Source organism: Ruegeria sp. YKSD179 (assembly GCF_059612885.1).
This window is the reverse complement of the sequence record NZ_JBXWRL010000020.1, coordinates 24,863-51,288: the sequence shown is the minus strand read 5'-3', so window position 1 is coordinate 51,288 and position 26,426 is coordinate 24,863. Positions and strand designations below refer to the sequence as shown.

Genomic DNA, 26,426 nt, shown 5'->3' with positions numbered 1-26,426 from the left:
AAGGAGACCGAATGGCCGCAAAATTTGATGATACGCTTGCGATTGTGACAGGAGCCGGCTCGGGCCTTGGGCGCGCGCTGTGTCACCAGTTTGCCGAGCGTGGCATTCGTGCTGTCGGTGTAGCAAGACTCAATGACTCGATTCTTGGCACTAAAGAAACATGTAAGCACCCAGAAAATATTATCTCCATTGCTGCAGACGTGTCGGACCACGTTGCGGCAGAACGCGTGTTTCATCAACTAGATCAACTTGAATTCAGCCATCTAATCCTAATCAACAACGCAAGTGTCTATGATCGCTATGATTTTGCGACTGCGTCGCTGGATTTTTTTGAGAGGGAAATAAAGACGAATTTTGGCGGTGCCGTTTCATATTCTCATCTTGCCTTGCAGCGCATGATCAGAAATGGCCAGGGCAGAATTATAAACGTCGGCAGCTTTGCTGATCAGGCCCCTTTGCCGGGAAGTACCGGTTACAGCGTTTCGAAAGGTGCACTCAGGTTGTTTTCTGCCGCATTGGTCGCAGACGTCGGTAAGCGATTTCCAAACATAATAATAAATGACTGGGTCCCGGGAATGCTCGATACAAAAATGGGCAGACCCGAGGGCCTTGACCCCAAGCAGGCTGCAGTCTGGGGAGTTGAACTCGCCTTGCTGCGAAACCCCGAATTGAACGGTCTCGTGTTCGATATGAACCAAGATATCGCGCCGCAGCGCAGCCTGAAACGGCGCGTGGCCGAGGCGCTTGGTTTGAGACCAAAACACGTGCCCGTATTTCTGGACTGATGTCGACCCCGGCGCTCAGGTGACCCCGGTCAAGGAAGTTGCCTCCCGGCAAATCTACTGTAGCGAAAGCCCGTAACTACCGTAAGTTCGCGGCTTTTGAGTTGGTCAATCTCGCCTTTGAATACCCCCCGAAAACCAACAGGTTTGGGCTTGTTGACAAATTTTGAATACAAATGTATGCAACCGGATGCATAGAGGATTATTATCGGTGACCAATCAAGACGACTCGCTTTCCTCAGGCCCGCAGGGCAGTTCCGCCTATCAGCGGTTACTGGATGAGATTCGAAACGGCGCTCTTCTGCCGGGTGACCGATTGCGAGAAGTTGAACTATCCAATCGGATAGGCGTGAGCAGGACCCCCGTTCGCGAAGCGATCCGAAATCTTGAGGCAGATGGGCTCGTTTCCCACATTCCAAGGCTGGGCGCGACGGTCCGCAAGCTCGAATATGCCGAAGTAATGGAATTGTATGAAATGCGCGCGGTGCTTGAAGGTACCGCTGCACGGCTCGCTGCCCGGGCAGCGTCAGAAGTTGAGATGAGCGAGCTTGCGCATTTGAACGAACAATTGGCCCAGGCAGGAACAGGTCCGGAAGCCACTCGTATCAACCGAGTTTTCCACGATACACTTCTGGATGCAGCCAAAAACCGGTTCTTGTCCAAGTCAATGCTGTCCTTACAAAAAGCGCTGTTGATCCTTGGGCCCTCGCAACTGCTGGACAGCGAACGCGCCGAAGAAGCTGTAACCGAACATCGGCGGGTAATGTCAGCACTGTTGGAACGGGACGGCGCGGCAGCCGAGGCGGAAATGCGCGCCCACATCCAGACAGCACAGCGTATCAGGATTCGCGCTTTGCAAAAACGCAATCGCAACGCGGAACAAGATTGATGAAAACAACGGATGCGGCCAATCAAACGGCGACACACGACATCGCGGTCATAGGGGGCGGCAACGCAGCGCTTTGCGCTGCCATTACAGCGGCTGAAGCAGGCGCTAAGGTTCTGATACTCGAAACCGCGCCCAAACCCTATCGCGGAGGAAACTCCCGGCACACCAGAAACTTTCGTTGCAAGCATACCGGACCTTTGGGACCACTGATCGAAGAATACAGCGAAGAAGAACACTTGTCCGATCTTATGAAGGTTACTGGCGGTAAAACCGACGAAAATCTGGCACGAATGGCAATCCGCTCCTCTGAGGAATGCCTGCCTTGGATGGAACAACATGGGGTGCGTTTCCAGCCGTCGCTGTCCGGCACTCTGTCATTGGCGCGAACCAATGCCTTTTTCATGGGCGGTGGGAAATCACTGGTTAACGCATATTACCGAACGGCTGAGAGATTGGGCGTCGAGGTGCTGTATGAAGCCGCCGTCACGCATTTGGAACTGAACGATGATCGAGTTGAATGGGTGGGCTACACTTACAAAGGACAATCCCACCGGATCGCACCAAAGGCAGTAATCGTTGCCTCAGGCGGGTTTCAGGCCGACACTGACTGGTTAACCCGGGCGTGGGGTGAGCCTGCAAAGAATTTTTTGATCCGGGGGACGCCTTATAACCGAGGTGTAGTGTTGGCCGACCTGCTGGATCAAGGCGTCGAAAGCGTAGGAGATCCCACACAATGCCATGCCGTTGCAATCGACGGCCGCGCGCCAAAGTTCGACGGTGGCATCGTCACGCGTTTGGACTGTGTGCCGTTTTCAATCGTCGTGAACAAGAATGCCGAAAGATTCTACGACGAAGGCGAGGATGTCTGGCCCAAACGTTATGCCATATGGGGTCGGCTGGTGGCGGCCCAACCAGACCAGGTGGGATACGTGATCATCGACGCAAAATCGCTGGACTTGTTCATGCCGTCAGTCTTTCCACCATTGAAGGCGGATTCGCTTGAAGACCTAGCAAACTTGATGGGTCTGCCGGCCGACAAGCTGATCGCGACAGTCACCGAATTCAATGCCTCCTGCGGCGATACAAGCGGGTTTCATCCAACCGAATTGGACGGTGTCAGTACCTCTGGCCTGACGCCGCCCAAAACCAACTGGGCGAGACCGATCTCCAAGCCGCCTTACTACGGTTATACCTTACGTACAGGCGTAACTTTCACCTATTTGGGGTTGAAAGTGAACGACAACGCACAGTGTTCGACATCCTCGGGAAAAATCCAAAACCTATGGGCGGCCGGAGAAACCATGGCGGGATCGATCTTAGGCCAAGGGTATCTTGCAGGGTTCGGGATGACAATTGGAACCGTTTTTGGACGGATTGCAGGACGTGAGGCCGCTGCTTATGCAAACTGAATTAATTCAAGAAGCCCGCCGTCAGGCTGAAATCTGCAATGCGTGCCGCTATTGCGAGGGTTATTGCTCGGTATTTCCGTCCCTTCATTCGGAACGGGCATTTTCGATTGGCGACATAACTCAGCTTGCAAATCTTTGTCACAACTGCCGGGGCTGTTATTATGCGTGTCAGTATACCGCCCCGCATGAATTCGATCTGAACTTGCCAAAAGCACTTGCTGAGGTGCGACGCGACAGTTGGGAAAGTTTTGCTTGGCCGCAACCACTGGCGCGTCGTTTTCACACTGATGGAGGGGCCATCGCGCTGGCGCTAGTAGTCGGATTTGCCCTTTTGTTCTGGGCAGCTCGTGCAATTGGATCTAGCGGTGGGGACGGCTTTTATGCCGTTCTTTCCCATAACGCGATGGTGGCGATTTTTGCTCCTGCATTCCTTCTTCCATTGATCAGCGTTGGCCTAAGCCTTAAGCGGTATTGGACCGAGGTCAGTGGAAAACCCATCCAATTTTCTGACGTGACGGCTGCTTTGAAACGCGTTGGTCAGATGCAAGATCTCGCCGCTGGTCATGGTGACGGCTGCAATTTCGAGGACGAAGACCGATTTAGCCAGGCGCGTCGTCACATTCACCAATCCATCATGTACGGTTTCCTGTTGTGTTTTGCGTCGACTTCGGCGGCGACAATTATGCATTACGGTTTGGGAATGCACGCACCCTATGGGTTCTGGTCATTGCCTAAATTATTCGGGATTTCCGGTGGGTTATTGCTGACCGTGGGTTGTGGGGCGATGGCGTTTCTGAAGCAAAAGTCCGACCGCGAACTGGGCGACCCTTCGGCGTGGGGAGGCGAATTCGGTTTTATCCTGCTACTTGGGTTTGTAGGTTTGAGCGGACTTGTCCTTTATGCTCTTGGTTCGACCTCTTTTATGCCCGCATTGCTGGCCATCCATCTGGGATCTGTCCTGACCTTCTTTCTGTTGACGCCCTATACCAAGATGGCGCACGGTTTCTATCGTCTCGCAGCCTTGATCAGAGACGCGCAGAGAAAGAGGCTGTCATGAATTAGGCTTCATCAGGTCGCTTAGCCCTACGATCTGTCATGAACCTTAGTAGCTTCCGATGCCAGATGCAGTGCCGCTGCGCGGGCAATGACTAGCTCCTCGTTGGTTGGGATAACCATGACCGAAACCCGCGACAAATCGGTCGAGATGATGCGGTTGTTGTCGGCATTCGCATCGTGATCCAGCTCGATGCCCAGCCACCCCATGTCACCGCATACCCGGTCTCGGATAAGACGAGAGTTTTCGCCAATTCCACCCGTAAATATCACAGTATCCAATCCGCCAAGAACCGCTGCCAATGCGCCTAACTCGCGGCGAATACGAAAGGTGAAATAACTAATTGCTTGTCGGGTTTCAGGGGTGTCGGCCTTTTCAAGTGTGCGCATATCGTGGGACAGGCCGGACAAACCCAACAGACCCGAATGTTTATAAAGTAGGTCCGCTATTTCGCTGGCGCTCATACCCTCTTGTTCCATCAGGTAAAGTAAGACTCCTGGATCAAGCTGTCCGCAACGTGTACCCATTGGCAGCCCATCAAGGGCCGAAAATCCCATCGTCGACCCAACGGATCTGCCACTGACCATTGCACACATTGACGCGCCGTTTCCCAGATGCGCTACGATGACCCGGCCAGCATGAAATAATGGTGCAGTTCTTCGTAGATGGTCAGAGATGTATTCATAACTCAGCCCGTGAAAACCGTACCGGCGCACGCCTTTGTCGTAGTATTCTCTTGGTAAGGCAAAGACATCATTTACCCAAGGGTGATGACGATGAAATGCGGTGTCAAAACATGCTATTTGCAGCGCCTTCGGAAACCGCGCCATCGCAATCCGTGCAACCAACAAGTTTTGCGGTTGGTGCAAAGGTGCAAGCGGTGATAACCGTTCAAGCTTCTTTAATACCTCCTCGCTCAACGGCTGTGGTGAAACTATATCTTGGCCGCCGTGTACAATTCGGTGACCTACTGCCGAGATTCGCACATCTGGGTAATGATGGCCTAATAGCGCAAGCACCCGATCAAGGGCCACTGCGTCATCCTGAATCGGCTCTGGCCGATTGTCCGCAATTACTTCACCGTCGCCAGAACTCGCATGAATGCGCGCGCAATCGCTTCCAATCTCTTCCACCAACCCGGTACTGACTGCTGAAGGATCACTTGCCCCTAAAGCAAACAAGCCGAATTTCAGCGACGAGGACCCCGCATTCAAGGTCAAAACATGGGTCATGAATTGACTCCGGTAATATGTGTGCGACGCAGGATTGCGCCGGAGCAAGTCTTAATGTGGTTCGAAAACTTGTTTGCACGATCATTGCAGACTACCAAACCGCGGGGCCGGCACCTGAAAAAAGTGGCAAATTTAGGTTTCTTATCAGACATGATACCCGAACTCTCCATATGCCTGCATATCAAACATATTTGTAACCAGAGCAGCAGTTTAAGATGTCATACATGCGACATACCGCGCGATGGAAAGCACGGTTGCCGGATTTTTCAATATCGTTCAACGCTAAAGCGATCTGTAGCCATTTGCGTTTAGACACGACAAGGTCGCTGCCAAACTCGGTTTTATCCAGCCAGCAGGGTCGCTCCTGATTTTTGCTCGCTGGGAGACAATCCAAATTTGCGAGAAAACTCTCTGCTGAATTGAGTGGGGCTTTCGTATCCAACGTCGTATGCAGCGGATGCGACCGATACATGTCCAGACAAAAGCAGACGGCGTGCTTCAAGCAATCTAAGTTCTTTTTGGTATTGAAGCGGGGATGTCGACGTGACGCTTTTGAAGTGTTCATGAAACGCGGACAGGCTCATACCTGACTCGGCTGCCAAGTCAGCCACCGGGATGGTGGCTTTGTAATTGTCACGAATGAACGCGATGGTTTTCGAAATCCTGCTCGCCGGGCTTTCATGCCGCAAAAGTTTTCGCAGCATCGCTCCATGACGTGCCCGCAACAGACGAAAGTGAATCTCTTTCAGAACCAATGGTGCCAACGCCCGTGCCTCGACTGGATCCTGAGCCAAGCGGAACAGTCGTGCAACGGCATCCACTACAGCTTCTTCCGAAACGTCTGCATCCAGCGTACGAGCGTCGCTTTCGTTCTCAATGACTTCTCCAATCTCGTCGTAAAGACTGCGCGCCAGCGCCAAATCCAATTTCAGTGCAAGCGCTGTATAAGGCTCGTCAGGGCTGGCTTGAATTATTGCTGCGTCGACAGGCACCGCGTGGCTGACAATCAAAGTATCGCCTGCGGCATATCGCACGACGCGTCCACCGATGTAGGCCTCTTTAGCGCCTTGCAGGACCAAGCACATAATCGGTTCATAAAAACCGGCAGCACATTCCGTAGTCTCAAGGCTGCCAAAGGCGTAAAAGCCGTCCACGCCAGTTTCACAGCCTACGCCCAGCGCACCCTTGGCTTTCACAAGGTTAAAAACATCGTAGACCAGATTTTTCGATACCATGGCAGGCCTCCTGTTCCTTAGAAATATAGGCGCAATAGGCGTTTCGTGAACAGCAAACACCAAATGGTCGGAGAATTAGGCAGATCATTTGGAGGATAAGGCAGCGACCTTGTGGGCAATGACACTAGTTTTGTTTCATAGCTCAATCAGGATTTATCTCATGTCGCAGACAATAATGATCACAGGTGCTTCTTCAGGCATCGGAAAAGAGACAGCAAGGTTGTTCGCCTCAAAAGGCTGGAACGTGATTGCCACAATGCGCAGCCCTGAAAAAGAGCAAGACTTGGTTGGCATGAATAACGTTATGGTGACCCGCTTGGATGTAACAGATCCAGTTTCGATTCAATCCGCTGTATCTGCGGGCCTTGAAGCTTTCGAAAAAATTGACGTTTTACTCAATAATGCAGGTTACGGCGCATATGGTCCGTTGGAAGCGTTTCCCATGGACCGCATTCGCCGACAATTCGACACAAATGTGATCGGCCTTTTAGAAACGACCAAGGCAGTTTTGCCGCATATGCGTCGGCAGGGCACTGGGACGATCGTTAATATTTCCTCGATTGGCGGACAGATGACTTTTCCGCTGGGAACGCTTTACCATGGAACAAAATTCGCCGTCGAAGGAATTTCAGAGGCGCTGCATTTCGAACTCGAAGCTGCGGGAATAAAGGTCAAGATCGTCGAACCCGGAATGATCAAAACTGATTTCGGCGGCCGTTCGTTCGATATGGTGAACGACGAGACCATGACGGAATATCAACCTGTTGTACAAGCGCTGTTCGGTGCTTGGTCTCAAGCACAATCCGCATCTGAACCCATTGTCGTGGCAGAGGTTATCTGGGACGCCGTGACTGACGGCAGTTCTCAACTGCGATACCGCGCTGGACAGGACGCAGAGGAATTGCTGGACACTCGAAAAACTCAGGACGACGCGACTTTTATCGGAGCCTTGAAGCAAAATCTGGGGCTCTAGATTCAGATCGGGAGGCACGGAAATGTATTTTGAATCGATAGAACAAGGCGGCATTGCAGTTGTAACAGGTGGAGCAAGCGGTGTCGGACTTGCCGCTGCTGAACGCTTTGCCCAAGCGGGGCTCAGTGTCATGCTAGCCGACTTGCCAGGTGAGACTTTGGATCAGGCACAGGAGCAAGTTCGTGGCCATCTGCAAAACAACGCTCAGGTTTTTACTGTTCCTACCGATGTAAGCGATGCCGAGGCGGTGCAGGCCCTGGCCGATGCAACATTCGCGGCCGGTGAAGTGGCCGTGCTTATGAACAATGCTGGGATAGCACGTCCCAGCGGCAGTTGGGAAAAGCCTGACGCCTGGCGCGACATCATTGAAGTGAACCTTTTTGGGGTGATCAACGGTGTTCAAGCCTTTTTACCGCGCATGATCGCCGCAGATCGCCCCGCCGTTGTCATCAACACCGGCTCAAAACAGGGGATCACCACCCCACCAGGCAACCCCGCCTACAATGTTTCAAAAGCAGGTGTCAAAGTTCTGACCGAGATGCTTGCGCACGATCTACGTCAGGAAAAAGCACCAATCTCGGCCCATCTCTTCGTTCCGGGCTTTACATATACCGGAATGATTGCGCGCCATATCCCCGACAAACCCGCTGCCGCTTGGACATCGGAACAAACTGTCGACCACCTGATTACGCGCATATCGAAAGGGGATTTTTATATCCTCTGCCCTGACAATGACGTGCCGCCTGAACGCGACAAGCGCCGGGTAACCTGGGCATTGGGTGACATTATCGAAAACCGCCCTGCCCTGTCCCGATGGCATCCGGATTATGCAGATACCTTCGCTAAATTCGAGAAGTTTGAATAAGCAACAGCCAATAGGGAGGCCCCAAAAGCCATGGCATTAACGCTTAAATTAAATGGTCAATCACATTCCGTCGAGGCGGAGCCCGGCACACCACTGCTGTGGGTTATCCGGGACGAGTTAAAATTGACGGGAACCAAATTCGGATGTGGCGTCGCATCATGTGGCGCTTGCACTGTTCACTTGAATGGCGAGCCCGTGCGTTCGTGCCAGACCTACATTGAAGACGTTGAAGACGCGGAAATCACGACGATCGAGGTAATGGATCAGGACAAAATCGGGGCCGCAGTTCAACAGGCATGGATAGAACTGGATGTGGTTCAATGTGGATATTGCCAGTCAGGTCAGATCATGAACGCAGTTGGGCTGCTGCGCGAAAACGCCAAGCCCACGGCAGAAGAAGTCGATGAGTACATGTATGGCAATGCCTGCCGGTGCGCGACTTACCAACGAATCCGCGCCGGGGTTTTGCGCGCATCCGAAATTCTGGAGGCCTAACAACTATGACCGTCAAACTTTCCCGCCGTGGTTTCCTACAAACAGCCGCCGCCGCAGGTGCTGTTCTGTATGTCGGAACAAGCGCAAATGGTACAATGGCCGCGTCTAGCTCGGCCGATGCGATGTTGAATCCTTTCGTAAAGATCGACAGCAACGGCAACGTCGTTGCGATTGTCAAACACTTCGAAAAAGGTCAGGGACCAGCTACAGGTCTTACCTCATTGATCGCCGAAGAGCTGGGGGTCAGAATGGATCAGATCGATTACGAGTTCGCACCTTCAGATCCCAACGTCTACAACAATACACTTTTTGGACCATTTCAGGGAACTGGCGGCTCTACGGCCATTTCAAACTCTTGGGTACAATACCGAACAGCTGGCGCCGGGGCACGCGAAGTATTGATCAGAGCCGCAGCGGAAGCTTGGGGCGTCGAAACCACGGCACTGGATATTCAGGGCGGAGTGATCAGCGGGTCGTCCAACTCAGCGCCGTTAGGAGAATTTGTGGCCGCCGCAAGCGCTCTGGCACCATCGGAAAGCCCACGTCTGCGCGATCCGTCCGAATGGAAAATTATTGGCAACGAGGCGACACGCCGAAAAGACAGCCCGATCAAGGTAAACGGCACAGCGAAATTCGCCATGGACGTGCAACTGGACAATCAGATGGTTGTCATGGTCAAACGTACGCCACAGCAAGGTGGAAAAGTCATTGGCTTCGATGACACCGGTTCAAGGGACGTTAAGGGTTTCATTATGGCCCAAACTCTACCTACGAAGCATGGTGTTGCCGTGTACGCAGAAAATACATGGGCTGCGATGCAAGCCCGCGAAGCGCTGAATGTTGACTGGGACATGTCTGCGGCGGAGACACGGTCCTCGCAAGAAATCCGGGATGAGATCTTGGCTGCGTTGGACAATGCACCTGTTTACAACGTGAACAAAGCCGATCAATCCGCTGTCACAGCAGCAGTTGAAGGGGCTGCGACCATCGTTGAAAAGACATTCTATTTTCCGTTGTTGGCCCACGCCCCGATGGAACCAATAAATTGCACGATCGAGCAAACTGCTGATGGCGACATCGTTTTGCATGACGGCGCACAGATGCCAACCGGTCCACACATGGCATACCAGCAGATTTTCGGCCTTCCAGCTGAAAAGATTCATATCAAGACTATGCTGGCTGGCGGCTCTTTCGGGCGTCGTGCAACTCCGGACGCCGATTACCAAGTCGAGGCGGCTTTGGCCTTTTCAATGACGGACCGGTCGCGCCCAGTTAAACTGGTCTGGGACCGCGAAGACGACATCCGAGGCGGGTATTACCGACCCGCCGTCGGTCACAAAGTCCGCGTCGGAATGGACGCTGACGGAAAAATTGTCGGCTGGGAGCACCAAGTTGCAGGTCAATCCATCATGAAAGGTACCGCGTTCGAGGCGTTCGCCGTTCGGGACGGAGTCGACCATTCGACTGTCGAGGGAGTAACGGAAAATCCTTATATCATTCCCAGTATGGCAATCGGCCTGACGGATACGGAAAAAGCCACCTCGGTTCTTTGGTGGCGCTCGGTCGGGCATACACACACCGGATATGTAATGGAGGTTATGATGGATATGGCAGCCAAAGCCGCTGGCATTGATCCTGTGGTATTCCGATTGGGCTATCTTGCGGGCGGAAAGGATCAGCAACGCAAAGCCGCGGTGCTAAGACTTGCGGCCGAGAAAGGAAATTGGGGTAAGCTCGCCGATGGCAATGTCCAAGGCATAGCTATTCATAAGTCATTCGGTTCCTACGTGGCCGAAGTCGTCGAAATATCCGGCAATCTGGACGATGGAATTCAGATTGAAAAAGTAACTGCCGCGGTTGATTGCGGTATTGCAGTCAACCCGGACGTGATCAAAGCCCAGGTCGAGGGTGGCATTGGCTATGGCATCGGACATGCAATGCGCGATCAGATAACCTTGGACCAAGGCTCGGTTGAGCAGTCTAATTTTCCTGACTACGAACCGCTTCGCATTTCAGACATCAAGTCGATCGAAACGCATATCATCTCGTCAACAGAGGCCCCGACGGGTATCGGTGAACCGGGTACACCGCCTTCTGCCCCGGCGCTGGCCAATGCCATCGCTCAGCTGGATTTGCGCGTGTCCGAACTGCCAATGAATGAAAATGGAGTCGCATTCGCCTAATCTTTTCCCGCTCGTGGCGCGAAGTCGCCGCGGGCGGGTTTCAGCTCGCCGAGGGTGACCTGCTTCCAATCTACAGTTAAGCGTTGGAAAACCGGGATTACTTTTACATACCGCGATCTGGTTCTAGCGTTTGCTCTCGGGCGTGCGAACGATTAAATTTACTGTAACTATTCGTACCGCATTTGGTTTTGGGTGATCCCCTGTGAAAATCGTGTCTGGTGGACAAACCGGTGTTGACATGTCCGCGTTGGAATTCGCCGTTGAGCACTCAATTCCGTGCGAAGGCTGGGTTCCAAATGGCCGGACAAATGAGGCTGGAAAAATTCCCGACTACATCCCCGGGCTGAAGGAGACGGATACAGACGATGTGATCGAAAGGACCCGGCTAAATGTGGCAACCAGTGACGCAACCCTTGTATTCATAGATGGATCAACCAGTCCAGGAACTGATAAAACTATCGTTTTCGCACGAGAGTTGGGAAAGTCGCACTTGGTAGTTGATGTCAGAGATGGCGTGGAGAAATGTGCGCGGGCTATACGAAGTTGGTTGTTGTCCACGCCCGTGTCGGTTTTGAATATCGCAGGTCCTCGAAAATCAGAAGCCCCCCAGATTGGCGAGTTGGTAAAGTATATCTTAGGTCAATGCCTAACACCCGATAAGGTTTTTCCGTTAAGAGGTAAAGACTTGTAGTGTTTGGAGAAACAGCGGTTATTGAACTGACGGATCATGCAATAATTCAGTTATTACGCTAAAATCCGTTGACACGTTCGACAAGCCAGAAAACAGATACGCAACCAATCGCATAGCCGATCACTGGGGTGGCATTGGCATAGATTCTTGGGAATCCGGAGGGCGCGATTAGTCGCCATACCGCGAGCGCTGACGAAACTGCAGCAATAAAGGCGAGCTGGCCAGCCTCGACACCTACATTGAACGCAAACAGCGCGGCAGGAATGTCTTGCGAAGGTAGTCCGATTTCACTTAACGCGCCGGCAAATCCAAGCCCGTGCAGAAGTCCGAAGCAAAAGCAAACTATCCAGGGATACTGCTCGGACAACCTGATTTGACCTTCCTTATGCCTCAGTATTTCCAGAGCCAAAAATACAATCGACAAGGCTATAACAGCTTCCACCGGGGCGGCTGGAACTTTTAAAACCCCGAGGGTCGCAAGGGCCAGAGTTATCGAGTGGGCAATTGTGAACGCTGTGATCGCGCCCACAAGCCGCCAAGGATCTCGGACAAGTATGAATAAGGCAAATACAAACAATAAATGGTCCCAACCTTCCAAGATATGCTCGAAACCCAGTTGAAAATAACTGGTGAAGACCGACCAGATCGAAGGACGTTCAGGAACTGTCAGAACCGTCATTTCGGGAGTAAAACGCAGTGTGACTGGTTCGGATTCCAATGGTTGGATACGCAAAAGCACATCGTTTCGCTGCTTCTCCAAGCCTTCTATGGCCACCGTTTGTCCAGCAATCTCAGTTTCGCATTCAGCGACCCACCTGGACACCCATGCAACACTGTCTGACGCAGGTTGCGGGCCGCGTGCAGGAGCGCACTGATTGGGCAAAACAACGCCGATTTCCATTGGCCTGCCATTAACGTCTGGAACACGCCACAGGACCTGCCAGGTGCCCTCTGCCAATTGTTGGAGATCCAAATACCCTGGATCAAGCGCATGGGAGCGTACCGTTTGCGGAGTCCAGAAAAACAACAACGCAAGAAGAAAACCCAGTACAAACCTCACTGATCATCACCTTCGCCAGTGGGCGTCTGGATTTCGTACTGAGCAGCCAGAATTTCATACTGCGCTTGTGCCAAATCGTCACCGGTTTCACGGCGCCACTCCGACAATACTGCTTCACGAATGTCATCCAGCGACGGTAAGCCTCCGGCCTGAATGCCTGTGACTCGAACAAGATGCTGTCCGTAACCTGATTGTATCGGACCAGACCAAATCGACATTTCCAAGTCTGTCAGGTTTCCCGAGAACCCGCGGCCAAATGCCGAGTCTACAACACTTAACGCGGATAGAGGCATCGTTTGGAGCAACAGCGACGGAACTCCAAGTTGTGACCAGTCTTCCCCAGAATTCAGTGCAGACAGTACCTCTGCCACCTCGCTGGGTTCAGCGGTTTCTCCTAGAAAAACCTGATCAAAGGCGACAAGAGATGGCGTCATGAAACGCTCGGCATTATCTTCCAGATAAGCTTGCAACTCGGCCTCGTCCGGATCCACCGACGAGGCTATGGCCGTGGTCAGAAACTCCATCTTTTGAGCAAGCCTTGCCCGGATCACTTGATCGCCCTTGTCCAGGCCAAGCTTGCGCGCTTCTCGGACCAATACTTCTTCTCGAACCAAAGCATCGATCAGTGCTTCTAGTTCAGCTTCGCTTGGTGCTCGCTTCCAACTGGCTTCAAACCGAGTGCTCAATAAGTCCACATCGACTTCATTGATTGCGATCTTCTCACCATTATCATCGCCCTCACTTTGAGGCGATACCCAGTTAAACCAACCAAAGATGGCAATGCCAATAAGAATGAAATGGAATAAAGGCTCTTTAATTACACGCATGAATATCCCCAGCTAGTCGATAATTCGACGCCCGAACGTTGATGCGAGCTGTTCGACATGTCAAACGACTAACGCAATTTTACATTTTCTCCGACTTGGCAAAAGAAATCGCGGGACGAAATCGTTCATCCCGTGATTACAACATTCACAATTATCCATTCACTCGCTGGGGGTGTACCAGATCGGAGAGGAGTATGCCCTTTCCTGATGCGTTAGCAGCGCGTCTTCGGGCAGGTCAATCCCAAACCGGAGTTTGTCATAAAGGACCCAACGAGGCGTCGGAATTTCCAAGGCCCGTGCATAGTAGAAGGCACGCTCAGCAGGATCGAATTCTGGGTCAGTCCATACAGTAATAAGTTCTGAGGCGCCTATTGTATTGCTCCAACTGGCAGTTTCTATATCCACAGTGTTGCCGACATCGGGCAGGTTACCTTCGGAATCCAAAGGACGGTCGTCCGACCATGCGACATTATACACCTTTTCTTGTAACTCACCTTCGGCATCCAACCATCCTTTGACGACCTGCACCCGATCCAGATTTGCACCGATAGGATCGCGCAAGGCACCAATCAGGAACTTTGGCGCGCCGTCACCTTCACGCGGGCGCAGGTCGCTGCCCATTGGCACGCCCTTGGTATAGCCAACGTCTGCCAGGAAGCGGGTCTCTAGGTCGCCTTCATCAAATTCCCAACCACCAAAAAAGCGCAGGCCAATTCTTGGGCCAGTCGTGGCATAGGTTTCCCGACGCTTGAAAGCATCGAATATGGCCGAGCGTGTGTTCTCGGTGGCCCATACTGCCGTGTAACCTGAGGCGACAAGCAGGTCTCCTGGTATCTCCCCAAGATCATTGGCAATAAACGGATGCTGAATCCTTGTGGGTGAAGGTTCAACGCTTACAGATTTTCCATAGAAGTTATCTTCTTCTGCGGTAGCCAAGGAAGTATGGCTGTCGGTCGCGCCACCCATCCCGAATTTATAAGGGTTCACCCCAAATTTTTCTTCAAGCATAAGGCCACGCTTCAATGCTTCACGGGCATATTCGCCGGCCAGCATGTCTTCGGTTTTCAACTCAGTGATATCGAGGTTTCCGACATCCCAATTTTCATAATCGGCAAACGGGTCATCAGGGCTAAGGTACGGGTGTGCCTCTCCGTCTCCCTTAATTTGCGTTACCTCGTAGTGAGGCTCCCATCTTGCGCGGTTCTGTACGTATTCCTCGTCGACCTTGCCGCCGTGATAGGTATCCTCCGTAGGGAACATCCAACCGTTGGACAGGTTGCCGTTATGGGCAAAGGCAACCGCCCGGCCACCGGTTTTGGCCTCATACTCCTCCAACCACGCATAGAGCGCCTTTGGGTCGGTATCTCCGTACGGAGGTTGTGTGACCGGCGGGACGACTTGCAAGGCGCGGATCGGTCCGTCGCGAAGCATGACGTTTCTGTGTAGGTTGAAACCTTTCGGCACCGACGTCCATTCAAAGCCTATGAACGCCGTAAAATTACCGGGGTCATTGTGCCGCTCTGCGGCCAATACAATATGTTCCCAAGTAAACGCAAAAGCGTCCGCTCCTGGGCTGTATGACTCCAACAAAATCTCGGGCAAGGTCATCTGAGAAAAGTTTGTGATTATGTCGAAAGCTGTTTTCCCAGCTTCTTCACCGCCTGCTTTGTATCCCTCGTACCATTCTAAACCTTTCGGGTCTGAAATGACGCCAGGTTTGCCAGCCTGAAGATCGGGCGCAAATCCCATCAAGTCCGTATGATCTGTCAGAACCATCCAATCAAGCGGCCGTGCCAACCTTACGGGTTGCCCAGTCGATGAAATAACCTGCTCCCCTTTGGCGAAACGCCATGCTTCGTCTGGTAGTAGCGTGTTGCCAAAAGCTCCGGCATCCAGCGAAAGACCGGTGTGCAAATGCGTGTCACCCCAAAGCGGACGCTCTGGAAAAGTTCGATTGGCATAAGGAGAAAATGGCCGCTCGGCAAAGGTACCTTCTGCCGCTTCTTTACTGGGAACAGCGTCGGCAAGAACACTCGCCGGGCCAAAAACCATAGCAACCAAACACGCGTAATTTCGAAGCATAAGAACCTCCCAATTCTGCAGCATAACGAATCCGGCAGGCAGCGCCGCCAACTATACATTCCATTCAACTAATATCATGGCATTGAAATATTTGTGTTAAATTTTTCCCCAATTTCGGTCTTTGTTAGAATGAACTGCTGATCACTGGCAATTCACCAAGACAGCCTGAATCGCGTATTTATCTTAAGTATTCCACTTTCTATACTTGTGATACTCTTCTGAAATTAGGTGGCACTGTTGGTGCAGTAGCAAATACTTTTTTTGGGGGGAAATCTTATGCACAAAACATCGCTTAAAGGTTGGCGAAATTCTTTAAGAGCAGCAGTATATCTGACGACAGGGCTGGTCGCATTCTCCGTCGGGCCTGTTACGGCACAGGAATTTCAGACCGAGCAGGAGAACACCCAGGTGGTCTTGGCTCCTGACGCATTTTCTCCCTATGCCGGTCGCAATTTTCCGCAGATTCCGCTGTGGGGCGACAGCCATCTGCATACAGCTGTGTCGGTTGACGCGGGCACGATGACAAGGCTCACTCAGGAACAGGCCTTTCGGTTCGCGCGAGGGGAAGAAGTAACAACAACCCATGGATTACGGGCGAAACTGTCGCGCCCCCTAGATTGGCTGGTTGTATCTGACCACGCTGAAATGTACGGGCTTATGCCACAGTTGCTGGCAGGTGACGCAGAAGTACTGTCAAATGAACAGGGCAAGATCTGGTACGAGGCCTTAACGTCGGGTGATGCCCAATTGGCCTTTGATACGGCTATGGAAATTGTCGCTTCGCTCTCCGGTGACGAACCTCCAATTGACAACCCAAAGGCCATAAAACACGCGTGGGAGGAATATACTGAACTGGCGGACAGCTACAACGAACCCGGCGTGTTTTCCGCAATAATCGGTTATGAATATACAACCGAGGGCGCCAACAACTTGCACCGGAACGTGTTGTTCCGCGATGGACGGTTCCGGGCGAACCAAACACGACCTTTCTCACAATACGACAGCAAGAACCCAGAAGACCTTTGGGCATTCCTTGCTGAATACGAGGAACGGACCGGCGGCGAAGTTCTCGCGATTGCGCATAACGGGAATTTGTCAAACGGTCGCATGTTCTCGTTCAACGCGTATGACGGATCGGAATTGACCGAAGAAATCGCAAATCTTCGAACGCGTTTCGAACCGCTCTATGAGGCGACGCAGATAAAAGGCGATGGAGAGGCACACCCGTTCCTCAGCCCAGACGACGAGTTCGCCGATTTTGACACATGGGATGCCGCGAACCTGAACGGCACGGAACTAAAAGTTCCAGAAATGCTCGCAGGAGAGTACGCACGGGAAGCTCTTAAGCGAGGCATGGTTATCGAGCAGAAGCTCGGGGTCAACCCTTTCAAGTTTGGCATGGTGGGCGCGACGGACGCACACACCGGCATGGCGACCGCTCAGGAAGACAACTTCTTTGGAAAGCACTCCGGTGTCGAGCCGGAGCCGAACAGATGGGAGCATCTGGTCATTGAAGCTCCTGACCCGGAGCTGTCCATATATGGCTGGAAACAAGCTGCAGGAGGTTTAGGCGCAGTCTGGGCGACTGAAAACACGCGGGCGGCGATCTTTGACGCGATGCAACGCAAAGAGACGTACGCGACCACTGGTTCGCGTATGTTGGTTCGATTTTTCGGTGGCTATGATTTCATACCCGAGGATGCCACCCTCCGCCTTCCCGCCGACGCAGGATACAAAAAGGGCGTACCAATGGGAGGAGATCTTGGGGCGGCCACCCATGGGCGCGCTCCGAATTTTCTTCTGGCAGCACTCAAAGATCCGCTATCCGGCAACCTTGATCGTATCCAGATTGTAAAAGGTTGGGTTGATGCGGATGGGACAACTCAGGAAAAGATTTATAACGTCGTGTGGTCCGGCGATCGCGCGCTCGACGCCGATGGCAAGCTGCCTGATGTTGGCAACACTGTCGACATCGAGAATGCAACTTGGACCAATACAATCGGAGCTGCAGAGCTGATCGGTGTTTGGCAAGACCCTGACTTTGATCCAAGTCTTCAGGCATTTTACTATGCTCGGGTGATCGAAATTCCGACGCCTCGCTGGACGGCCTACGAAGCTAAACGATTTGGTGTAGAGATGCCTGATTATGTCCCGATGACGACCACAGAGCGGGCATATACATCTCCGATTTGGTATACGCCGGGCTAGGACTGTCTTAGGTCTTCAAAAAAGGGCGACTTGTGTTGCCCTTTTTTTTGAGTTTTGGCTGCGCTGAAACCAGCAGTTTATCAGGTCTGCTGTATTTGCTTGTGATGACCGCGCGACAAATTTATTTTTGCAGCTTGCAAAAACGCATCAAAGCAAACCGTGAAAAGACTGTGCTGACATTTCCAAGCCTCAAACCGAAGCATACCGCCGCAACCGAAATACCAACGGCATCATTACAACCACCAAAATGGCTGAAAAAAGGAACGGTGCACCCGGCAGATAGACGCCTTCGGAATCCACTGAGGCCTGAAAGATTCCAGTCATCGCAAGGGGTGACAAAACCGCGGCAACAGATGACAGCGATGCAATGACGCCCTGCACAACACCTTGCCTATCTTCATCTGCTTGATTTGACGCCATTGCAGTCATGAGGGCAGGAACAAGATCAGACAAAGCTGCAAGCAGCAGAAATATTACAAGGGCCGCAATTGACGCGGTGAAACCAAAACCGATCATTCCGATCAGAGCTGAAATCATACCTAGCATCAGGGTGCGGTAATCCCCTATCCACCGTATGAAAATCGGCATTAGAACCCCCTGTACGAAGGCCAATAGCACGCCGTATGCCGCCAGAGACAGCCCGATGTAAAGTGTAGGCCAGTCGAATACCTCTCGGGTCCAGAATGCCCAAAGAGTTGGGTAAACCATGTTGGCAAATTCAAAAATAAAGATACAAATCAGCGGGACTGCAAGACCGGGAAACCGGAAAGCATCGAAAATGGACTTAAATGGGTTCAAATCGCGCTTGCCGAAAGGCCGACGTTTGTCTGGCGCAAGGCTCTCGGGCAGAACAAAAACACCAAACAGAGCATTGCCCGCTGAAAGAAGTGCGGCAATCCAGAAAGGGGCGGCGATACTGATTTCAGCAGCGACGCCACCGATTGCGGGACCAAGCACAAACCCGATCCCGAAGGCAGCCCCAATTAGTCCGAAATTTGCCGCCTTCTCCTGCGGAGATGATATATCAGCAATGTAAGCGGTTGCGGTAATGTAGGTTGCCCCTGCAAGTCCGGCCAAAGTCCGGCCAAGCAAAAGCAGCCAGAATGTTTCTGCAAGAGCCATAATCACGTAATCCAACGCAAGCATAACAAGCGCCGCGATTAATATCGGTCTGCGGCCAACTGCATCCGATATACTTCCTACTATTGGCCCGCACAGGAACAGCGCGCCGGCATAAGCTGTCATTAACAGCCCGCCCCAAAAAGCCCCTTGCCCGGTATCGCCAGCACCAACGCGGTCCATCAAATCTGGCATGATTGGAAACACGATACCAATGCCGATTGCGTCGATAACCAGAGTTATAAGAATAAAAAGAATAGCTCGGTTCTTAAACATAACGCCCTATCGGACAGCCGCATCAGCAAATCAAGCCGAAACAACCATAGCCGGACAAAGTCATAAGATTGCAACGACCCATAACGCGCCTCGCCTTTTTGTAATCTGACGTTGGACCAAGGAATTTTCTCAATATCAACAAAAGTCAGTTCACGCATTTCCCCCGCAAGAACCAACCAGATCCTGCCGTACAACTTTGCCTGTTGTTCGTTGCTGATATAACCCAAACCGTACATCAATCGGCCATATTGAGCTCAATGTAGACGTCCGGAAAGAGGTCACCATCTATTGAAATTTACCGAAATTGTCGCGTCAAAAAGATTGTCTACATGATCTGCATCAACGCAGAAAAACACAGATTGTGATAAGAATTCTACGCTTGGTTTCAAAAATTGAAACCTAAAAGCTCTGCCACTTCTTCTGGCGAATGCTCGAAACGAAGGAGGCGTCAAATGAAAGCCAGATATGTAATTTTATTCGCTGCAACACTAGCAACGAGTATGGTTTCGCAAACAGAAGGCGGAATGGATGGAGGAACACTTCTGAACATCTGCACGAGTGAAGATGCCCTGCAAAAAGGTTATTGCATTGGGTATATGGTCGGGTATCGCGAAGGGAAATCATTAAATCCTTCAAAAGCCATAATGCCACGGGGCTTGGGTAGTCTGAATGCTGAGGGAGATTCAGGATCGTCAGACACCCAAATTGAAGAAAGCTGCGTGTTTCCTAGGCTTCCTCATCACCAAATGCGCGATGTCGTAATCAACTATATAATTCAACATCCTGACACCAGGAATGACAGCGCCAGCTCGATCATCACAGAGAGTCTTCGGGTAGCCTTCCCATGTGAAACAGGAATGTAGCGGTTGCCATCAAAGTCAGTCAGCGAATTGTTTTTTGCTCCGGCTAAATTTTGTCCGTGTGACAAATCGCCAACGCTTTGACTGTAATCGGCGAATGTTTCCGCGACAGTGTTGCTTAAGATATGTCGCCAAAAAACTTCAATGACGCCAGGGCAACTGGTTCGCCCCATTCCTGCACGAAATGGCCTGCCTCTGCTAAAACCATCGGTTCGGGACATCCCCTGATTGTCTTTTGCAGCTGACTCATCACCGGAACGCCCAAAACCGGGTCTTTGGCACCGACGGCCATAAAGCTCTCACCTTCCCAAACTTCGGCCCAGAAGAGCCGAGCTCGCATTGTCGTTTCGATGCCTCCCATTCCCGGCTGGATCATTACCAGCTGCGGAAACCTTCGAACGCCTGCCTTATATCGCTGGTCAGGGAAAGGCGCCTCATAAGCCAGCGCTTCCGCCTCGCTTAAATGTGGGCAGGCTCGTTTCATCAACGCCGCACAATTCAAGTTCGGACGGTTAGCCACATACTCTTTCCACGCTTGGAAACCATCGCCAAGAGGTTCACCAACCGGGATTGCCGTGTTCATCACGATCAACCGGGAAACTCGACCGTTCAGGTCCATCGGAAGGGTCAACCCCAAAATGCCGCCCCAGTCCTGCACCACAAGCGTGACGTTCTGAAGGTCCAACCTTTCCACGAACTCGAGCATCATTTCTCGGTGAAAGTCGAAGCTGTAAACACTATCATCAACTGGTTTGTCTGACCCGCCAAAGCCCAACCAATCAGGAACGACTACTCGAGCCCCAGAACTCGCAAAAACCGGTATCATCCGCCGATATAGATAAGCCCATGTCGGCTCCCCTGGCAGGCACAGAAAGGTTCTGATCGCGTCTTTTGGCCGTTCATCAACATAATGAACCCGCAAACCCTCATAACCTCGGAGGTCGTCGATATAGTTTGGTGAATAGCTAAAGCCAGGAAGGTTGTCGAAACACTCCTCAGGAGTTCTTAGTACTTCCACAGCCAATCTCTCTAACTGTTGTTGGTTGGTTCTATCATGAGCTTAGAATGTTTTTCTGGCAATCCGTAGAGGCCTCATAGCAGCGTTGCCTGCATAACTTTCGTTGATGCTCAAAGGCGGCTTGTCCGCACTTCTGAAAATAAAAAAACCGTTAATTGTCTGGTTTGAAACGCTTCGCGAGCGCAAGCATAAAACGCTCCAGCATTACTTCGGAGTTTCACCCCAATAACCCCCAAAGAAAGCTATCATTGCCAACAAAACACCGATCAGGATTGCTATCACCATCAAAGCACCATTGCCCCTGGCAAAATATCCCAGCATCAAGAGACCGACGACAAAAATGCCCACCAAAAAGAACAGCACTGTATTGTCCAATTTATACCCCCAAAAACAACTTCAGCTGCGCAAGCCTTCAGTCTGATTGCATCCCTCAAACATCAAACCAATCCAAAATTGGATTGAATCCCAAATCAAACGACCGTGGTCGTTGGCTTAATACCGTTTAGCGTTGCGAACAAAACCGGTACCAATATCATAGTGAGCATTGTACCAACTGTTAATCCGCCCATGATTGTAACCGCCAAACCCACCCAAAAAACGTCTGGAAGTAGCGGTATGACACCCAGAACAGTGGTCGCCGCTGCCAGTACGACGGGTCGGAGCCTTGAAGCACCTGCGTTCACTACTGCGTCATAACCCAGCTGACCTTCCGCCAAATTGTCGTTGATCTGATCGATAAGGACGATTGCGTTTTTAATCATCATTCCGGCCAAGCTCATGCCACCGAGCAACGCGACAAACCCAAATGGCGTGTTGGTTAGGAGCAAGCTTGGGACAATACCAATAATTACGAAGGGAACAGTCAGGAAAATAACAAGTGGCCTGCGGTATGAGTTGAATAGTCCAACAACGATTAGCGCCATGATCGAGAATGCCGGAACCATCCCCGGAATTAAAGACGCCTGTGCGGAAACCGTATCTTCGTACTCTCCGCCCCACTCCATGCTGTAGCCTGGCGGCAAATCTGCTTCCAAAGCTTCAAAGTCGGCAAGTACAGCCGCGCGATAGCTTGGCAAAGTGACGCTGTCGATTGGGTTAGCTTGAACGGTCAGAACGCGACGACGGTCGCGGCGGTTTATCGTGGGGTCCTCTGGTTCAATATTCACGCCGCTGACAACTTGTGCTAAAGGCACTGGCTCAACAGAAAATGGTGATTGCAGCTGCAGCAGTTCGAAATTGTCCACCGCAGCAACGTCTTCAGCCCCGGGCCGAACGATAATTGGCAGTAATTCGTCACCCTCGCGATAGAGGCCAACAGAACGCCCGTCAAACGCCCGCTTTGTTGTGTTTCCGAGGTCTTCATAAGTGATGCCCGTCCAACGAGCCCGGTCCTGATCATAATCAGGAACAGTCTTCAGCACACGGTTGCGCCAATCCGTACGGGCGACTTTCGTCCATTTGTTTTGGTCAAGTATGGCAACGGCCCTGTCACCCAGTTCCCGTAGGGTCTCTGGGTCAGCGCTTGCAGGACCTATGATACGGTTCTCAAATGCCCATGTATTACTAGGACCGACACCAAACTGCCGTGTGAACGACGTCGCCTCTGGCATATTGGCCGATATCCAAAGCGAGACATTCTTGCTCATTTCGGGAATATCGCGGTAATCTTCCACATTCACAATGACTTGGGCGTAGGACGGGTTTGCGCCTTCCGGGTCGACAGGCAGATAGAAACGTGGCGGACCAGCGCCAATAAAGCTTGCAATGCCAGTCACGCGGTCATCCATTCCAACCTGTTCTTCAATACGTGTTATGGCTTCGGAGACGGCTTCAATCCGGGTTCCTTCTGGCGCATAATAGTCAATCATATACTTGGTCATGGATGATGTTGGGAAAAACAACTGCGTCACAGAGCCGAACCCAACACCTGCAACGACCAGAGCGGCCACGGCCACTCCGATGGTAAGGTAACGAACTCTGATCGCGGCGGCCAGAAACCGGCGATACACGGCATAAAGCCCGGTATCGAAATTCTCGCTGCTTTCACCCTTTGGCTCTGGCAGCATTGCGACACATTGCAAAGGCGTTACCGTCATGGACAACAGCCAACTGACCAAAAGCGCTATACCTACAACCGAAAAGAGGGTTCGGCAGTATTCCCCTGCACTCTCAACAGATGCAAATATCGGGTAGAAGGCCATTACTGCCACGAAAGTGGCCCCAAGTAATGACATAGCCGGTCGAGTGGCTGCGTCGATCGCGGCTTTTGCACGATCCACCCCCTGTGACATCCGAACCATTGCGCCGTCCGCCACAACAATTGAGTTGTCCACCATCATCCCCAGCGCAATAATTAATGCTCCCAAAGACATACGCTGCAGATCTATTCCCAGCATCGCCAGTGGAATAAATGTCGTGAGTATCGTCAGGATGAGACCGCTACCGATGATAATCCCCATCCGAAGACCCATTGCCAAGGTTAGAACTACCAACACGATGGCGACAGCCTGACCTAAACTTACTAGAAAACTACTGACCGCAAGGTTCACGTCATCCGACTGCCAATGAACTCGCTCGATCTCAATACCTACTGGCAGATTTGCTATCAGCTCTGATACTTTCGCATCCACTGCCTGCCCGACGCTGACAACGTTGACACCGGACTGAAAGGATATCGCTAGTCCGATGGACGGAAGACCGTTGTAGCGCATCATTGTCGTTGGTGGATCAGCATATCCCTCCTTAACCTCTGCAATTTCACCCAGCCGCAGCAGCTCTGGCCCCCTGCGTTGGCCACTTTGGGCCTGATCTAGACCGCTGGGCCTTACAACCAGATCGGCAATGTCGGTTGGACTGGTAAAGGTGCCGCTCGGCGCAATGCGCATACGGTAGTCACCAATGTTGACACGTCCTGCGTCCACGATTGCGTTTTGTGTTTGCAAGGTGTTTAGGATGGTCTGAGCCGAAACACCCAGCGCGGCCAAGGCTTCTTCCCTTGTTTCCAAGTAGATTACCCTGTCGCGCTCGCCCCATAGATCGACACGTCCAACACCATCGATCAATGATAGCTCTCTTTTGAAGTCTTCGGCGAACCCATCAAGTTCCTGCGCGGAAAATCCATCGGATGTCATTGCCAACAACAAGCCGAATACATCGCCAAAATCATCATTGATGGCTGGTCGGCCAGCGCCCGGGGGCAACTGAGTTTCCACATCTCTGACTTTGCGACGCAGAGTATCCCAGATTTGAGGCAGTTCCTCGGACCAATAGTTTGGACGGATTTCAACCTTGATAGTAGATAATCCGGCGCGGCTTTCGCTCGAGATGTAGTCTATTTCCTTGATTTCCTGAAGCTTCAGTTCAATCCTTTCGGTGACTTCCTGCTCCACTTCCTCGGGGCTTGCACCGGGATAGGGCGTCGTAACGACTGCCGTTTTGATCGTGAATTCGGGGTCTTCCAACTGTCCGAGACTGAAAAATGCTGAAATACCACCCAACGTCAGCATTACGACAGTAAACCAAACGAATTTGGCGTTGCGGATAGAGAAGTCGGCGAGACCCATTACTCAGTTTCCTCAGAAAGAAGTGAAACCTTCTGTCCCTCTCTCAGAGAATTCGCTCCTGCGGTCACAACAACGTCGCCAAATTCCAGACCGTCGCTTACGGCGACTCCCTGTGATCGTGGCGTTCCAAGCGCAACTTTCTGCGCTTTCACGGTCTCGGAAGAGGCGTCAAACACCCAGACATGGGGATCTGTTTCCCCCTCGGGCACAAAAATTGCGCTTGCGGGAACCATTATCGCGTCAAAAGGTTCGTGCCCTTCTTTTGGCTTGCCTCGGACACGCCCCGCCATTCCGGGAAGTACAAGCGAGTTTTCTGGTTGTTGCATGATCAAAGTTACCGGAAAAGTTCTGGTCGTTGCAGAAGCTTCTGATCCGATCTCACTGATTTCTGCCGACAGGACCACGTCGCCCAACGCGTCGAATGTCACCGTTATATCTTCGATGTGCGGGATCAGGGCGATGTATCGCTCGGGGACATCGATGACCACTTCGATATGCTCGGCGTCCAGTATCCGCAGCACAGGTGTCTGCGCTGCCACCTCCTCAAAGTCCTCAATGTATTTTGCGACTACCCGGCCGTCGAAAGGCGCTTCCAGGCTCGTGTAGGTCAAGTCCAGTGTGGCTCGATCCAAAGCACCTTGTACGGAATTTATTGCCGCTTGGGCAGATGTCTCGCCCGCGATAAACCGATCAAGTGTCGCCTGCGCGGCTACTTCTTTCTCGACCAATGATCGCTGCCGATCGGTTTGCAATTTCGCATTTTCAAAGGTTGCTTGCGCACTTTCCAATTCCGCGGACAACCGATCAACTTCCGCCTGGTAGGGCGCAGGGTCTAATACCGCGACGACATCTCCATTAGCGACCAAGTCACCGACCTGCACATCCACGCCAACGACATTGCCTGGAACACGAAAAGCCAATGAAACTTCGCGTGCAGCTCTGGCCGTGCCAACAAAGTAGCGATCATGCAAACTGGAGAGGTCTGAAATTTCAGTTGCTCTTACAGGTCGGACAACCATTTCGGTTGTTTCTTCTTCCTCTTCCCAGCACGCTGAAAGCGACAAGAAGGCAAATAACCCAAAAGACAGTTTCTTCATTTCCCCTCCCGCGCCGGTCTATGTTTCTCCGTGATTCTGAACGGAAACTTTTCAATTCATTGCACTAACACTCGAAATTCATACCGAATTGTACCCACTCGCCCAACAAAGTCAAAAATATGAATTTATTAAGCAAGTGTCATGTCGACGCTTGGCGATGTGTTCTCGGGCGGTATGGGGTGAAGCTGAAAATACGCAGTCGCAACAGCTTTTTTTTGCTCTCCTTGCCCCCCTCAGAACACCTAAAGAACGAACCCATTCTTAAACTCTGCCACACTTGGTGTTGGCTGATCAGAAACTTTGACATTAAAGCCAGGTATTCAGCCATAGCTTCAAAATCCTCCCGGTCCAACCGTCTGCGGTTTTGAGATTGCCGCGAGGTACAAGTAAGTCGGTTCAAGACGGTATGAACAAAGGATGCATGTTGTCGCGCGGTTTTAAGTTATCGACCACTTAGAAATGCCGTTACCAACGACAATGTTGCATATTTTAGGTATTTTCGTGCGAG

The 26,426-nt window shown here is 51.9% G+C and carries 21 protein-coding genes; 11 read left to right on the top strand and 10 right to left on the bottom strand.

Annotated features, from left to right (window positions below; translation table 11 throughout):
• Positions 1 to 11 precede the first annotated feature (11 nt).
• The 4 genes from AC2FNE_RS11880 (at position 12) to tcuB (ending at position 4,137) form a co-directional block, all read left to right on the top strand.
• Positions 12 to 785, top strand: coding sequence for an SDR family oxidoreductase (locus AC2FNE_RS11880; RefSeq protein ID WP_170610388.1), 774 nt, complete (start codon positions 12 to 14; stop codon positions 783 to 785).
• Between the two features lie 208 nt (positions 786 to 993).
• On the top strand, positions 994 to 1,671 hold the full coding sequence (locus AC2FNE_RS11875; protein ID WP_170482207.1) for a GntR family transcriptional regulator: 678 nt from the start codon (positions 994 to 996) through the stop codon (positions 1,669 to 1,671).
• Positions 1,671 to 3,080, top strand: coding sequence for an FAD-dependent tricarballylate dehydrogenase TcuA (tcuA, locus tag AC2FNE_RS11870; protein ID WP_496805446.1), 1,410 nt, complete (start codon positions 1,671 to 1,673; stop codon positions 3,078 to 3,080). The genes AC2FNE_RS11875 and tcuA overlap by 1 nt, the downstream gene beginning before the upstream one ends.
• Positions 3,070 to 4,137: a tricarballylate utilization 4Fe-4S protein TcuB gene (gene tcuB / locus AC2FNE_RS11865; RefSeq protein WP_170604427.1), complete on the top strand. Its 1,068-nt coding sequence runs from the start codon at positions 3,070 to 3,072 to the stop codon at positions 4,135 to 4,137. The genes tcuA and tcuB overlap by 11 nt, the downstream gene beginning before the upstream one ends.
• A 26-nt stretch (positions 4,138 to 4,163) precedes the next feature.
• Here the strand turns inward: tcuB and AC2FNE_RS11860 are convergent, their stop codons facing one another.
• Together AC2FNE_RS11860 and AC2FNE_RS11855 are read right to left on the bottom strand one after the other, a co-directional pair.
• The gene (locus tag AC2FNE_RS11860; protein WP_496805445.1) at positions 4,164 to 5,366 is read right to left on the bottom strand and encodes an acetate/propionate family kinase; all 1,203 of its coding nucleotides are present in this window, start codon (positions 5,364 to 5,366) and stop codon (positions 4,164 to 4,166) included.
• 341 nt (positions 5,367 to 5,707) lie between these two features.
• Positions 5,708 to 6,601, bottom strand: a complete 894-nt coding sequence (locus AC2FNE_RS11855; RefSeq protein WP_170604423.1) for an AraC family transcriptional regulator — start codon at positions 6,599 to 6,601, stop codon at positions 5,708 to 5,710.
• Between the two features lie 160 nt (positions 6,602 to 6,761).
• Here AC2FNE_RS11855 and AC2FNE_RS11850 point away from each other — a divergent pair, with 160 nt between their 5' ends.
• The 5 genes from AC2FNE_RS11850 to AC2FNE_RS11830 all read left to right on the top strand — a co-directional run bounded on the left by AC2FNE_RS11850 (position 6,762) and on the right by AC2FNE_RS11830 (position 11,808).
• Positions 6,762 to 7,574: an SDR family oxidoreductase gene (locus AC2FNE_RS11850; protein ID WP_170604421.1), complete on the top strand. Its 813-nt coding sequence runs from the start codon at positions 6,762 to 6,764 to the stop codon at positions 7,572 to 7,574.
• A gap of 22 nt (positions 7,575 to 7,596) precedes the next feature.
• Entirely contained in the window at positions 7,597 to 8,439 is an 843-nt protein-coding gene (locus AC2FNE_RS11845; RefSeq protein ID WP_170604419.1) for an SDR family NAD(P)-dependent oxidoreductase, read from the top strand.
• A gap of 30 nt (positions 8,440 to 8,469) precedes the next feature.
• A complete protein-coding gene (locus tag AC2FNE_RS11840) occupies positions 8,470 to 8,934 on the top strand; it encodes a (2Fe-2S)-binding protein (RefSeq protein ID WP_170482186.1) in 465 nt (154 codons plus the stop codon).
• A gap of 5 nt (positions 8,935 to 8,939) precedes the next feature.
• Positions 8,940 to 11,117, top strand: coding sequence for a xanthine dehydrogenase family protein molybdopterin-binding subunit (locus AC2FNE_RS11835; protein ID WP_496805444.1), 2,178 nt, complete (start codon positions 8,940 to 8,942; stop codon positions 11,115 to 11,117).
• Between the two features lie 202 nt (positions 11,118 to 11,319).
• Positions 11,320 to 11,808: a putative molybdenum carrier protein gene (locus tag AC2FNE_RS11830; protein WP_170604415.1), complete on the top strand. Its 489-nt coding sequence runs from the start codon at positions 11,320 to 11,322 to the stop codon at positions 11,806 to 11,808.
• A 58-nt stretch (positions 11,809 to 11,866) separates the two neighbouring features.
• Here the strand turns inward: AC2FNE_RS11830 and AC2FNE_RS11825 are convergent, their stop codons facing one another.
• The 3 genes from AC2FNE_RS11825 to AC2FNE_RS11815 form a co-directional block, all read right to left on the bottom strand.
• Positions 11,867 to 12,868, bottom strand: coding sequence for a HupE/UreJ family protein (locus AC2FNE_RS11825; RefSeq protein WP_367648111.1), 1,002 nt, complete (start codon positions 12,866 to 12,868; stop codon positions 11,867 to 11,869).
• The gene (locus tag AC2FNE_RS11820) at positions 12,865 to 13,695 is read right to left on the bottom strand and encodes a peptidylprolyl isomerase (protein ID WP_170604413.1); all 831 of its coding nucleotides are present in this window, start codon (positions 13,693 to 13,695) and stop codon (positions 12,865 to 12,867) included. Before AC2FNE_RS11820 ends, AC2FNE_RS11825 begins: the two co-directional genes overlap by 4 nt.
• A 159-nt stretch (positions 13,696 to 13,854) precedes the next feature.
• Positions 13,855 to 15,777, bottom strand: a complete 1,923-nt coding sequence (locus AC2FNE_RS11815; protein ID WP_170604411.1) for a DUF3604 domain-containing protein — start codon at positions 15,775 to 15,777, stop codon at positions 13,855 to 13,857.
• A gap of 276 nt (positions 15,778 to 16,053) precedes the next feature.
• Here AC2FNE_RS11815 and AC2FNE_RS11810 point away from each other — a divergent pair, with 276 nt between their 5' ends.
• A complete protein-coding gene (locus AC2FNE_RS11810) occupies positions 16,054 to 17,985 on the top strand; it encodes a DUF3604 domain-containing protein (protein ID WP_496805443.1) in 1,932 nt (643 codons plus the stop codon).
• Between the two features lie 189 nt (positions 17,986 to 18,174).
• On the opposite strand, the gene AC2FNE_RS11805 is transcribed toward AC2FNE_RS11810, so the two are convergent.
• Entirely contained in the window at positions 18,175 to 19,380 is a 1,206-nt protein-coding gene (locus AC2FNE_RS11805) for an MFS transporter (RefSeq protein ID WP_170604407.1), read from the bottom strand.
• 452 nt (positions 19,381 to 19,832) lie between these two features.
• Between AC2FNE_RS11805 and AC2FNE_RS11800 the strand changes: the two genes are divergently transcribed.
• The gene (locus tag AC2FNE_RS11800; protein ID WP_170604405.1) at positions 19,833 to 20,243 is read left to right on the top strand and encodes a Rap1a/Tai family immunity protein; all 411 of its coding nucleotides are present in this window, start codon (positions 19,833 to 19,835) and stop codon (positions 20,241 to 20,243) included.
• 115 nt (positions 20,244 to 20,358) lie between these two features.
• On the opposite strand, the gene AC2FNE_RS11795 is transcribed toward AC2FNE_RS11800, so the two are convergent.
• The 4 genes from AC2FNE_RS11795 to AC2FNE_RS11780 form a co-directional block, all read right to left on the bottom strand.
• Entirely contained in the window at positions 20,359 to 21,258 is a 900-nt protein-coding gene (locus AC2FNE_RS11795; protein WP_170604403.1) for a haloalkane dehalogenase, read from the bottom strand.
• Positions 21,259 to 21,462: 204 nt separating this feature from the next.
• Entirely contained in the window at positions 21,463 to 21,633 is a 171-nt protein-coding gene (locus tag AC2FNE_RS11790) for a hypothetical protein (RefSeq protein WP_170604401.1), read from the bottom strand.
• Positions 21,634 to 21,728: 95 nt separating this feature from the next.
• Positions 21,729 to 24,821 (bottom strand): efflux RND transporter permease subunit, encoded by a 3,093-nt coding sequence (locus AC2FNE_RS11785; protein ID WP_496805442.1) that lies wholly within the window; start codon positions 24,819 to 24,821, stop codon positions 21,729 to 21,731.
• Positions 24,821 to 25,918 (bottom strand): efflux RND transporter periplasmic adaptor subunit, encoded by a 1,098-nt coding sequence (locus tag AC2FNE_RS11780; RefSeq protein WP_170482156.1) that lies wholly within the window; start codon positions 25,916 to 25,918, stop codon positions 24,821 to 24,823. Before AC2FNE_RS11780 ends, AC2FNE_RS11785 begins: the two co-directional genes overlap by 1 nt.
• Between the last annotated feature and the right edge of the window lie 508 nt (positions 25,919 to 26,426).

What these genes read in the sequence shown, in the direction of transcription:
- AC2FNE_RS11855 (WP_170604423.1), bottom strand. Translation starts at nt 6,601, where the DNA reads ATGGTATCGAAAAATCTGGTCTACGATGTTTTTAACCTTGTGAAAGCC.
- AC2FNE_RS11835 (WP_496805444.1), top strand. Translation starts at nt 8,940, where the DNA reads ATGACCGTCAAACTTTCCCGCCGTGGTTTCCTACAAACAGCCGCCGCC.
- tcuA (WP_496805446.1), top strand. Translation starts at nt 1,671, where the DNA reads ATGAAAACAACGGATGCGGCCAATCAAACGGCGACACACGACATCGCG.
- AC2FNE_RS11820 (WP_170604413.1), bottom strand. Translation starts at nt 13,695, where the DNA reads ATGCGTGTAATTAAAGAGCCTTTATTCCATTTCATTCTTATTGGCATT.
- tcuB (WP_170604427.1), top strand. Translation starts at nt 3,070, where the DNA reads ATGCAAACTGAATTAATTCAAGAAGCCCGCCGTCAGGCTGAAATCTGC.
- AC2FNE_RS11860 (WP_496805445.1), bottom strand. Translation starts at nt 5,366, where the DNA reads ATGACCCATGTTTTGACCTTGAATGCGGGGTCCTCGTCGCTGAAATTC.
- AC2FNE_RS11840 (WP_170482186.1), top strand. Translation starts at nt 8,470, where the DNA reads ATGGCATTAACGCTTAAATTAAATGGTCAATCACATTCCGTCGAGGCG.
- AC2FNE_RS11810 (WP_496805443.1), top strand. Translation starts at nt 16,054, where the DNA reads ATGCACAAAACATCGCTTAAAGGTTGGCGAAATTCTTTAAGAGCAGCA.
- AC2FNE_RS11785 (WP_496805442.1), bottom strand. Translation starts at nt 24,821, where the DNA reads ATGGGTCTCGCCGACTTCTCTATCCGCAACGCCAAATTCGTTTGGTTT.
- AC2FNE_RS11800 (WP_170604405.1), top strand. Translation starts at nt 19,833, where the DNA reads ATGAAAGCCAGATATGTAATTTTATTCGCTGCAACACTAGCAACGAGT.
- AC2FNE_RS11850 (WP_170604421.1), top strand. Translation starts at nt 6,762, where the DNA reads ATGTCGCAGACAATAATGATCACAGGTGCTTCTTCAGGCATCGGAAAA.
- AC2FNE_RS11815 (WP_170604411.1), bottom strand. Translation starts at nt 15,777, where the DNA reads ATGCTTCGAAATTACGCGTGTTTGGTTGCTATGGTTTTTGGCCCGGCG.
- AC2FNE_RS11780 (WP_170482156.1), bottom strand. Translation starts at nt 25,918, where the DNA reads ATGAAGAAACTGTCTTTTGGGTTATTTGCCTTCTTGTCGCTTTCAGCG.
- AC2FNE_RS11845 (WP_170604419.1), top strand. Translation starts at nt 7,597, where the DNA reads ATGTATTTTGAATCGATAGAACAAGGCGGCATTGCAGTTGTAACAGGT.
- AC2FNE_RS11805 (WP_170604407.1), bottom strand. Translation starts at nt 19,380, where the DNA reads ATGTTTAAGAACCGAGCTATTCTTTTTATTCTTATAACTCTGGTTATC.
- AC2FNE_RS11880 (WP_170610388.1), top strand. Translation starts at nt 12, where the DNA reads ATGGCCGCAAAATTTGATGATACGCTTGCGATTGTGACAGGAGCCGGC.